Genomic DNA, 10,473 nt, shown 5'->3' on the forward strand with positions numbered 1-10,473 from the left:
GCCCCATGCGCGCGAGCGTGCTCGCCACCGCCGGTGCGGTGCTGGTCCTGGCCGGCTGCGGCCCGGCCGCGCCGTCCACATCGGACAGCGGGAAGGCAGGCGGCGGCGTGACCGTCTTCGCCGCGGCGTCGCTGACGGAGGCGTTCGCCCGGCTGGGCGAGGACTTCGAGGCCGCGAACCCCGGCACGGAGGTGAAGTTCAACTTCGCCGCCAGCTCGGCGCTCGCCCAGCAGCTCAACCAGGGCGCCCCCGCGGACGTGTTCGCCTCGGCGGCGCCCGCGAACATGAAGCAGGTCACCGACACCGGGGCCATCACGGACACGCCCACGACGTTCGTGAGGAACAAGCTCGCGATCGCGGTGCCGAAGGGCAACCCCGGCAAGATCACCGCGCTCGCCGACTTCGCCGTGGCCGACAGGAAGATCGCCCTGTGCGCGGAGCAGGTGCCGTGCGGCGCGGCGTCGCGGAAGGTGTTCGACGCCGCCAAGGTGACGCCCGCGCCGGACACGCTGGAGCAGGACGTGAAGGCCGTGCTCACCAAGGTCGCGCTCGGGGAGGTCGACGGCGCGCTGGTCTACAGGACCGACGTCAGGGCCGCGGGTGAGAAGGTCGAGGGCATCGACTTCGCCGAGGCGGACCAGGCCGTCAACGACTACCCGATCGCCCCGGTCGCCAAGGCCCGGAACGCGGCCGCGGCCAAGGCCTTCGTCGCGTTCGTGCTGTCCGCCCGGGGCCGTTCGGTGCTCGGCCAGGCCGGTTTCGTCCTCCCGTGACGCGTCATCGAGCCCGGGGACGGCTTCCGGTCGTCCTCGCCCTTCCCGCCTTCATCGGCCTGGCGTTCCTGCTCGTGCCGCTGGCCGGGCTGCTGGTCAGGGCGCCGTGGGGCAGCCTGGCCGGTCAGCTCTTCAACGCCGAGGTCGGCCAGGCGCTGAGGCTGTCGCTGATCTGCGCCTCGCTGGCCACGGTGCTGTGCCTGCTGCTCGGCATCCCGCTCGCCTGGTTGCTGGCGAGGTCCGGGCTGCCGGGTCGCGGGTTCCTCCGTGCGCTGGTGACGGTGCCGCTCGTGCTGCCACCGGTGGTCGGCGGTGTGGCGTTGCTCCTCGTGCTGGGCCGTCGCGGCCTGATCGGGCAGCACCTCGACGCGTGGTTCGGGATCTCGCTGCCGTTCACCACGGCCGGGGTCGTCGTGGCCGAGGCGTTCGTGGCCATGCCGTTCCTGGTGATCTCGGTCGAGGGAGCGCTGCGGGCCGCCGATCCCCGGTTCGAGGAGGCCGCGGCCACGCTCGGAGCGTCCCGCTGGCTCACCTTCCGGCGCGTGACGCTGCCCTCCGTGCTTCCCGGTGTGGTGGCCGGTGGCGTGCTGTGCTGGGCACGGGCGCTCGGCGAGTTCGGCGCGACGATCACGTTCGCGGGCAACTTCCCCGGTGAGACGACGACCATGCCGCTCGCGGTGTACCTCGCCCTCGAAACGGATCCGGACGCCGCGATCGTGCTGAGCATCGTGCTGCTGCTGGTGTCCGTCGGGGTGCTGGCCGGTCTGCGCGACCGGTGGATCAGCGGGCCGACATGACCCTGCGCGCCGAACTCCGCGTCACGCGCGGGAACTTCACCCTCGACCTCGACCTGACCATCGCGCCGGGGGAGGTCGTCGCCCTGCTCGGCCCGAACGGCGCCGGCAAGTCCACCGCACTGCGGGCGCTGGCGGGACTGCTGCCGCTGACGTCGGGGCGCATCACGGCAGGTGAGTCCACCTGGGACTCCCCGGAGTCGTTCGTCCCGCCGGAGAAGCGCCCGATCGGTGTGGTGTTCCAGGACTACCTGCTCTTCGCGCACCTGTCCGCGTTGGAGAACGTGGCTTTCGGCCTCCGGGCGCGCGGCACCCGGCGCGCCGAGGCGAGGGCGGAGGCCGCGCGCTGGCTCGACCGCGTGGGGCTGGCCGGGCACGCCCGGGCCAGACCCCGTTCCCTGTCGGGAGGTCAGGCCCAGCGCGTCGCCCTCGCCCGGGCGCTCGCCACCGGCCCGAGCCTGCTGCTGCTCGACGAACCGCTCGCCGCGCTCGACGCGAGCACCCGCCTGCAGGTGCGGTCGGAACTGGGCCGGCACCTCGCGGACTTCGGCGGCCACACCCTGCTGGTGACGCACGACCCGCTCGACGCCATGGTCCTCGCGGACCGGCTGGTGATCCTCGAGGACGGACGCGCCGTCCAGCAGGGCCCGCCTGCCGTGGTCGCCAGGCAGCCGCGCACCGACTACGTCGCGAACCTCGTCGGCCTGAACTTCTACCGCGGCACGGCCTCCGGCACCGCGGTGGACCTGGACGGCGGCGGCAGCCTCACCATCCCGGCGCCGGTCGACGGACCGGTGCACGTGGTGTTCCCGCCGACCGCGGTCAGCCTGCACCCGCGGCGGCCGACGGGCAGCCCGCGCAACGCCTGGCCCGTCACCGTCGCCGCGATCGAGCAGCACGCCCACACCACCAGGGTGCGGCTCGACGGCGTCCCGGCCGTGCTCGCCGACATCACCACGGCGACGCTCGCCGAGCTGCGGCTGCGTCCCGGTGACGAGCTGTGGGCCGCGGTGAAAGCCACCGAGACGCACACCTACCCGATCTGACGACCGGGGCTGCGCGGAGCCGAGCGGGAAGTCGCGGACGACCGGGACGTGCAAGGCGTCCTTCCACCTCGCGCAGTACTCTCGTGGGCACGGAGTGACGGAGAGGTGGCATGGTCCAGTCCGGAAGTGCACCGATCCGCCTGCGCGTCCTCGACGCCGTCACCGACAGCGCGCTCAAGGAGTTCGACCTCGACAAGCTCCTGGACGTGCTGCTGGAGCGGACCCGCGAACTGCTCGCGGTCGACACCGCCACCGTCCTGCTGGTGGACCGCGGCGGCACGCAGCTCGTCGCGAGGGCGACCACCGGGCTCGAGGAGGAGGTCTTCCAGGGCGCGCGGGTGCCCGTCGGGAAGGGCTTCGCGGGCCGTGTCGCCCAGCTCCGGGAAGCGGTGCAGATCGAGCAAGTCGACCCGTCCACCGTGGTCAACCCGCTGCTGTGGGAGCACGGTCTGCGCGTGCTGCTCGGTGTGCCGATGATCGCCGAGGGCGAGCTGACCGGGGTCCTGCACGTCGGCAGCACCACCTCGCGCCGGTTCACCGACGAGGAGGTCGACGCGCTGCAGCTCGTCGCCGACCGCCTGGCCGTGGCCGTCTACATGGACCGCACGCGGTCCGAACGCGCCGCCGCCACGCTGTTGCAGGAGAGCCTGCTGCCCGCGAGCCTGCCGGCCCCCGAGGGCTGGGACCTCGCGGCGCGGTACGTCGCCGGCGCGGAGAGCGGTGTCGGCGGTGACTGGTACGACGTGTTCGAACTGCCCGGCGACCGCATCGGCGTGGTCATCGGGGACGTCGTCGGCAACGGCCTGCGGGCCGCCGTCGTGATGGGCCGGCTGCGCAGCGCCTTGCGCGCCTACGCCCTGGAGTACCTCGACCCCGCGCAGGTGCTGAGCAAGCTCGACCGCAAGGCGAGCCACTTCGAGCACAACACGATGGCCACCGTCGCCTACGCGATCATCGACACGGCCACCCACCGCATGACGCTCGCCGTAGCCGGGCACCTGCCGCCGGTCATCGCCGTGCCGGGTGAGGAGACCCGGTTCGCGTCGACCCACGTCGGCCCGCCCGTCGGGTTCGACCTCGGCATCTCCGGCCGCCGCAGCACCGGCGTCGACGTCCCGCCGGGCACCCTCGTCGTCCTCTACACCGACGGGTTGGTGGAGCGCCGCGGGCAGGACCTCGACTCCGGAATGGAGCACCTGCGGCAGGCGGTGAGCGCGATGGAGCCGGAGGCCGCGTGCATCCAGGTCATGGCCACGATGGTGGGCGACCAGCCGGCGACCGACGACATCGCGCTGGTGGCGATCCGGCGCAGCGGGTGACCTACGGGTGGTGTGAGCGCGGCACCGGGTTCGCGCGGGTCCAGTCGTCGACGTGGAACGGCCTCTCCGCGCCCGGCAGGGCCTTCGCCGCGTGTGCGGCCACCTCGGCCGGCAGCGGTCCGCCGGTCAGGGAGAGCCGGGAGCGGTAGTCCGCCGCGAACGCCGCGGCGACCTCCTCGGCGGTGAGCGCCGGCGCGTAGTCGGCCAGCCCCGCGATGGAGCTGCGCCGCAGGTCGTAGCCGAGCGCCTCGGAGACGTCCGTGATCACCGCCCGCACCCGGTCGGAGACCACGACCTGGACGACCGTGCTGAACAGCGAACCGGTGGCGGTGACGCGCTGGGCCGAGCCGACGACCTTCGCGGTGCCACCGACGTTGATGCTGTGCTCGCCGGGGCAGTACTCGCCGTCCACCTCGCCGATGCGGGCGTCGACGTCGCCCAGGTCGCGGAGCACCCGCACGTGGCTCCCGGCGTTCGCGGCGAAGGTCGCGCTGCCCGCGTGCCGGATGTCGGTGGTGCGGTCGAGGTGGTCGATCACGACGGCACCGCTGTCGTAGGCGACCATGCGCCCGCCCGGTGACCGGACGACCGTCTCGAAGCCCGCCGCCCTGGCGACCTCGGTGGCGTCGGCGATGCCGGGGGAGCGCAGGTCGCGGCCGCTGAACGCGACGGTCGGGCCGTCCGGCACGTAGACGTGGACGAGCTCGGACCACGCCGCACCGGGGGTGCGCAGCAGCAGCGCCGGGGTCACCAGCTCGGTGACGGCGTGACCGGCGCTTCCGGTCACGAGCAGCCGGGCGTGGTCGAGGTTCTCAGCGGTCGGCACACCGCGATTCTCGGCCACGTCCCGGCCGGGCACCCGGTCAGGGCGCTCCCAGGAGAGCGAGGAACTCCGCTCGCGACCGTTCGATGCGCGCGCCCAGCTCCCGTGCCGTCGCGCTGGTGCCGGACGAGAGCTCGGCGCGCGCCACGGTGCACGCCTCCTCGGACTGCGTGCGCAGCAACGCTTCCAGGTGTTCGTCGAACGCCTCGCCGTCGGCGGCCCCGACGGCCGCCAGCTCGGCGGCCGTGATCATGCCCGGCATGTCGTGACCCTCGTGCTGACCGGACTCCGGACGGCCTGCGCGGGCGAGCAGTTCCCGCGCCAGGGCCAGCTCGGCGCGGTAGTCCTCACCGAGCCGGTCCGCCACCGGGCGCAGCGCCGAACCGGGCCTGGTGGCCGTCAGGGCGAGCGCGGCGAGCGCGGACTCGTTCTGCGGGATCACCAGGTCCACGAATGCCAGGTCCGTGGCACCCAGGTCCGCGGCGGCCGGGCTCGCGGGTGCACCGGGCGGTGCGGGCCGCGAAGTCCCGCAGCCCGTCACCACCACCAGCGCCGCCGCGACGACGAGAGCTCGCACTACGGGCGGCCGTTCGGTCCGCACTTGACGATCCGGTTGATGCAGTCGCGCACGCGCTGCGCCATCTCGGTCTGCGGCCAGGCGTTGAAGAAGTCGCCGTGCATCGTGAAGCCGGGGCCGGAGGACAGCTTGAACCGCGCGGGGTCGCCGCTGGCCGGGTAGCGCAGCACCTGGCGCAGCTTCGGCACGGGCACCGGGTGCGTGGCCGGGCAGTCGCCGGCGACCGGGTAGGACATGTGGCTCTTGTGGTCGGGCGAGTCGAGGTCCTTGCCGTTCCAGCACTGCGGGAAGTCCAGGTAGGACTCGATCATCGTGCCGGCGGGGCAGTTCACGAAGTCCTTGGAGGCGCCGACGTGGCCCGCGTGCAAGCACGACCAGCGCGACTGCGTGCTGCCGTCCGGCGCGGTGGCCTTGGCGTTGCCCGCGACGATCCGCAGCCCGTACGGCAGCGGCTGGGTGCGCGCGATCACGTCGTCGCGCACGCCCTCACCGAGGTAGTAGAACGTCGTGCCGGTCGGTTCGACGGGCTGGCCGTCGACCAGCAGCGTCGGCACCCAGTACGACGAGAGGTCGGCCTTCGGGCTGCACGTGCTGGTGGCCTTCTCCAGGCTCGCGATGTCCGAGTGCGCGTTGGTCGAGACGTTGCCGAAGAAGCTGTGCAGGTGCGACGCGCCGGGCAGGTTCGGCATGACGATCGGGTCGTCCGGGAGCCGGTGCGTGAACGGGCACTCGGCGACGAACTCGGCGACGCGCACGGCGTTCGGGGGGATCGGTTCCTGCGGCGGCAGGGGAGCGGCGGCCTTGGTGGTCGCCGGAGCTGCCGCAGGAACCGAAGTGCCGGGCTCCGCGGGCGCGGACGTCGCCGGAGCGGCCGTCCGGTGCTGCGAGGTGGTGGTCGTGGCCGTGGTCGTCGTGGAGACGGCGCTCGGCCGCGGCTTGGGCGGCGAGAAGAACATCGCGTTCGCGGTGACCGCGGACGCCACGACACCCGCCACGGCGAGGGTGGCGATCAGCACGCGTCGCCGCAGCCGGGAGGTGGGGACGGGGGACATGGAGAAGTCCTTTCGGGCAGGGTGAACTGACACAGGGGTGGTGCGGGATCGGCGAGCGGAGGGACTCAGCCCGCGTCGCGGTAGGCCTGACCGGCCTGGTTCGGGGTGCCACCGGGGGCGTAGAGGCCGGTGCCCGGCTTGTCGGCGGGCAGCGCGAACCACGCGTACCGCTCGACGTAGGGGAGGCCTTCCATCATGGCGCTGGAGCCGCGGGCGAACGCCGCGAGCTGCGCCTGGGTCGGGTAGCGCGGTGAGCCGCCGGAGAAGTCGATGAGCGCGTACTCGGTGAGCCACACCGGCTTGCCGTACCGCTTGTGCACCGCTTCGAGGTAGTTCTTCAGGTGGCCGACGGCGGCGTCGCTGAAGTCCGAGCCGTACCAGTGCACCGCGATGAAGTCGACGCGCAGGCCGCGCTGGGCGGCACCGGTCATGAACCGGTCGAGCCAGCCACCCGCCTTGTCACCGCTGTGCGCGACGGCGGGGCTGCCGAGCCGCAGCCCGGTCGCCGCCAGCTTGGGCCACAGGTCGAGCGCCTGCTCCGGCGTCATGTTCGCCTGCTCGGGGAAGTCCGGCTCGTTGAACCCGAGCAGCACCTTGCCGCCTGCCTTCGCGCGGGCGATCGTGGCGTCGTCGGTGGACTTGGCGCCCCAGATCATCGGCACGAACTCGACGTTCTTCGGCGCGGTGACGCCGTCCGGGTGCGCGGCCCAGTTGTAGTACCAGCCGGCCCGCACGTCGCCGAGCGCCTTGCCGACGCCGTCGAAGTTCCAGGTGCTGACGCCCTTCTTCACCGACGCCGCGACGGCGGTCGGGGGAGCGGCGGGCACCGGCGGCGGGACGGTGGTGGTGGTCGTCGTCGTGGTCGCGGGTGCGGACGAGGTGGTCGTCGTCGTGGTGGTCGTGGGCGCGACCGATGTGCTGGTGACGGTGACCTGCGCGACCGGCTCCTCGCGCGAGGGCAGCACGGCGACCACGATCCCCGCGGCCACCACCACCGCCGCCGCGGCCGCGATGGGCTTGACCAGCGCGCCCTTGAACAGCAGCCCGATCTTGCCCGTCGTGACCGGGTCCGCGGGAACGGCCGAGATGGAGGTCTGGGTGCCGCCGAGCGCCGCCGGGTCGAACGCCAGCGCGGCGGGCAGCGGCACCAGCGGCAGCCGGGCGATCAGCCCCTCCACCGCCGCGAGGTCGTACCCGCAGCGCTCACACCGGCGGCAGCCGCGGCTGTGCCGGGCGATCCGCTTGCGCCACAACGCACTCGGGTCACCGTCCCAGTCGGCCAGCACCTCGGCCAGCTCGGGACAGCGCGGCGTGCTCTCCAGCGTCCGCACGACGATGCGCGCCGCGTCCAGCTGCGCCTTGACCCGCTGCACGCGCACGGCCGTGTGCTGCGGCGTGAGCTCGAGCGCCTCGGCGACCTCCGCGCGGGTGAGCCGCCCGGCAGCCTCCAGCCACCAGAGGCTCAGCAGCTCGCGTTCGTCCGCGCTGAGCCACCGCGTGGCCGCGACCACCTCGCGGCGCTGCCCCGACAGCTGCAGGCGCATGATCGTGAGGTCGACGAAGTCCGCACCGGGGTCCGCCACGTCCTCCGGCACCGGACCGGTGACCGGCACGCGCTGCTGTTCGCGGTGGCGCAGCCGGATCTGGTTCATGGCGATCACGACCAGCCACGACCGGAACCCCGCCGGGTCCCGCAACCCGGTCAACCCGTGCACCGCCCGCAACATCGTCTCCTGGACGACGTCGTCGGTGTCGGCGTGCCCGCCGAGCGCGTGGCCCACGATGTTGTAGACGAGGGGCAGGTACCCGCTCACCAGGTCGTCGAGCGCGCGCTGGTCACCGTCGCGCGCGGCCACCACCGTCGCGACGCCGGGTTCCTCGGCCACCGCCATGCCCACCTCACTTGCCGATCCAGAAGTCCTCTGACCAGGAGATGTCCTCGGGACGCGGCAATAACGAAAAATTTTCGACGAGTTGGATCCGGTTGGGCACGGGCTCGTCGGACAGGGGAAGTAGAGCACGGTGGGGGTCTCGGGCCGTGTGAGGCCGGGTGGGACGGGGCTGGGGGCACGGAGGTCTGCGAGGCGGGTTGCCGGCGAGGTCGGGTGAGCGGGAGGTGCCGGGTGAGCTGGGACCGCGAGGTCAGGCGGACCAAAGCTGCCGCGCGCCGCCGGTCCGGCTCGGTGAGGCCGCCGGCCGCGGCGCGCTGGGTCAAGTCGGGCAGCGCTGGGCGGGCGGCCCCACCGGGTGGACCGGCGGACGCCGGAGCGGGCTGGACGCGGCGATCTCCAGTAGGGCCCCACCAGCCGGTCTCCCGGCCAGAGCTCGGTCCAGGGTGCGCGCGGACCGCGGCAGACGGAGATCGTCCTGCCCTGCTCCTGGGACTGCAGGCCGTACCCGTTGTCGATCTGCGCCACGGCGGTGCACTGGCGGAAGTCCCGCCCCAGCTGCGGGCACCCGCACGCCCCAGGCCGAGTCGCCGAACAGCACCGCGCCCGCCTTCGCGAGCAGCGGCGCGAGGGCGGGCTGGTCGAAGTAACCTCAGCGCGGGTCGTCGCCCAGCATCCGGAAGTACAGCTCGTCCGCCATGAGCCCGTAGCTCCCGGCGAACGGGAACACCAGGGCCGCGTAGAGCACCGCGACCACCGCCACCGGGCGTCGCGCGAGCGGTGCGGCCCCACTTCCGCGCGCCACCGCGTCCTGCGCCGTCAGCGTTCTCCCCTCGAGGCCGCGGCCATCCGCGTTCTTCGGCCACTGGCACGCGCGTTCACGATGCTGTAGATGGTCGACTCACCCCCTTTGCTCCGATCGGCGGCATTCGCCGCCGATGTGGAAGGACATCAGGAACACTTATGGCAAAAAGAGGTGTGGGTGATGTGAAGAGAATTCTGTGATTTTCCGTGTGGTGGGAATTGGAGCGCGCGTGGAATTCGCGGTTCTACGTATCTTTCTCCGGTGTCGCTGTCGATGCGGTTCGACAGCGAGAACGACGCGGACGTCATGCCGCAGGACCGGTGCGCGACACATCGCAAGGCTGTCCGGATTTGGCCGGATGAGAGGTTTCGTCCGAACTGGCGTCGTCGTGTCGACCGCAACGCGGCAGTGCGGCGCGAAGTGTCTCAATTGGATCGCCACGAGGCTTCGCTGGTCGCGGGTGTGTCCGGCCAGGTCTGAGCGCCGAGCGCCGGTGCGTCGATGGGATCTATCGGCGCTGAATCGATCTGTCGAGCCGTTATGGTGCGACGACCAGCGCGGGGTCCCATGATCGGGGTGTCTGGTTTGCGCCATTCCACGTCGGAGGGCGCAGTGTCGTCGGGGTCGGGTTCGAAGGTCCCGGGTCTCGGGCTCGTGGTGCGGAACCCTATCTGCTACGTGGCCTGAATGTGGGCGAAATGGCGATTCTTCTGAGGTGGCCAAAAGGGGTGATCGCTCGTTCGTGTGCGGCGCGAGCCATCGGAGACCCTGATCGCAGGGAGTGCGTGTGCGGATGCACGAGGTGACTGGTACTCGCGCGCGTCGATACGTCGGCTCGGAACTTGTTGAATTGCACAGCACCTGAAATTCGACTGTTCGGCGGATCCGTCCCGGTCGCGGTGATGGCTAATCTGCGGGTGTCACCGATGTGACACGGGGGTTTTCTTTGGGGCGGACGCTTCCGGTTGATCGAGGATTCACGTGCGTGCCACGTGAATCTGTGAGTCGGCGGATGACGCAGGGGGCATGTTTGTCGAACGAGCGATTCTGTACACCGCGCGAACAGGCTGGTTACCTGTTCCCGCGTTGAGTCAAATCGCCTGGAACTGGAGGTTCCGGGTCTTCCCGGTCATGTGATCGGCGTCGTGCGGTAGCGAGGTGCAGGGGCCTCGTGCGCCGCCTCAACGGCGACGGTCCCAACAGCCTGCACGCGGCGTTCAGCCGTGCCGTTCGCGCTCACCGTGAGTAGCTGCGGCGTCGCTGGATCCTGCGCTTTCGCGGCGCTCCTTCACTCGCTGTATCTGCGACTCGAGCGGTCGTTCCCTGGTAGCGGAGCGGTTTCGTACTTCCCGGCAGCCGCACGCCAACGCATCCGTGAGGTGCCGGGGGGCAACG

The 10,473-nt window shown here is 72.0% G+C and carries 10 protein-coding genes; 5 read left to right on the forward strand and 5 right to left on the reverse strand.

Annotated elements, in window-relative coordinates:
- The first annotated feature begins 5 nt into the window (after positions 1–5).
- The 4 genes from modA (at position 6) to BLQ91_RS09575 (ending at position 3,932) form a co-directional block, all read left to right on the forward strand.
- Positions 6–773 carry a molybdate ABC transporter substrate-binding protein gene (gene modA / locus BLQ91_RS09560; RefSeq protein WP_090096369.1) on the forward strand — a complete coding sequence of 256 codons (768 nt, stop codon included), beginning with the start codon at positions 6–8 and terminating at the stop codon, positions 771–773.
- Positions 770–1,570, forward strand: coding sequence for a molybdate ABC transporter permease subunit (modB, locus tag BLQ91_RS09565; protein WP_090096370.1), 801 nt, complete (start codon positions 770–772; stop codon positions 1,568–1,570). Before modA ends, modB begins: the two co-directional genes overlap by 4 nt.
- On the forward strand, positions 1,567–2,613 hold the full coding sequence (locus BLQ91_RS09570; RefSeq protein ID WP_090096371.1) for an ABC transporter ATP-binding protein: 1,047 nt from the start codon (positions 1,567–1,569) through the stop codon (positions 2,611–2,613). Before modB ends, BLQ91_RS09570 begins: the two co-directional genes overlap by 4 nt.
- 110 nt (positions 2,614–2,723) lie before the next feature.
- Entirely contained in the window at positions 2,724–3,932 is a 1,209-nt protein-coding gene (locus tag BLQ91_RS09575) for a PP2C family protein-serine/threonine phosphatase (protein WP_090096372.1), read from the forward strand.
- Between the two features lies 1 nt (position 3,933).
- Here BLQ91_RS09575 and BLQ91_RS09580 read toward each other — a convergent pair whose 3' ends face one another.
- The 5 genes from BLQ91_RS09580 to BLQ91_RS41120 form a co-directional block, all read right to left on the reverse strand.
- Positions 3,934–4,758: a lipoyl protein ligase domain-containing protein gene (locus BLQ91_RS09580; protein WP_143022572.1), complete on the reverse strand. Its 825-nt coding sequence runs from the start codon at positions 4,756–4,758 to the stop codon at positions 3,934–3,936.
- Positions 4,759–4,795: 37 nt separating this feature from the next.
- On the reverse strand, positions 4,796–5,332 hold the full coding sequence (locus tag BLQ91_RS09585) for a DUF305 domain-containing protein (RefSeq protein WP_176959643.1): 537 nt from the start codon (positions 5,330–5,332) through the stop codon (positions 4,796–4,798).
- Positions 5,332–6,384: a DUF1996 domain-containing protein gene (locus tag BLQ91_RS09590; RefSeq protein WP_218130207.1), complete on the reverse strand. Its 1,053-nt coding sequence runs from the start codon at positions 6,382–6,384 to the stop codon at positions 5,332–5,334. The genes BLQ91_RS09585 and BLQ91_RS09590 overlap by 1 nt, the downstream gene beginning before the upstream one ends.
- A gap of 65 nt (positions 6,385–6,449) precedes the next feature.
- Complete coding sequence (locus BLQ91_RS09595) at positions 6,450–8,276, reverse strand: sigma-70 family RNA polymerase sigma factor (RefSeq protein WP_090096734.1); 1,827 nt, start codon at positions 8,274–8,276, stop codon at positions 6,450–6,452.
- Positions 8,277–8,925: 649 nt separating this feature from the next.
- Complete coding sequence (locus BLQ91_RS41120) at positions 8,926–9,078, reverse strand: hypothetical protein (RefSeq protein WP_176959644.1); 153 nt, start codon at positions 9,076–9,078, stop codon at positions 8,926–8,928.
- A gap of 261 nt (positions 9,079–9,339) precedes the next feature.
- Between BLQ91_RS41120 and BLQ91_RS40175 the strand changes: the two genes are divergently transcribed.
- On the forward strand, positions 9,340–9,558 hold the full coding sequence (locus BLQ91_RS40175) for a hypothetical protein (RefSeq protein WP_143022573.1): 219 nt from the start codon (positions 9,340–9,342) through the stop codon (positions 9,556–9,558).
- Positions 9,559–10,473: the final 915 nt, after the last annotated feature.

Source organism: Lentzea jiangxiensis (assembly GCF_900104175.1).
Classification (GTDB): domain Bacteria; phylum Actinomycetota; class Actinomycetes; order Mycobacteriales; family Pseudonocardiaceae; genus Lentzea; species Lentzea jiangxiensis.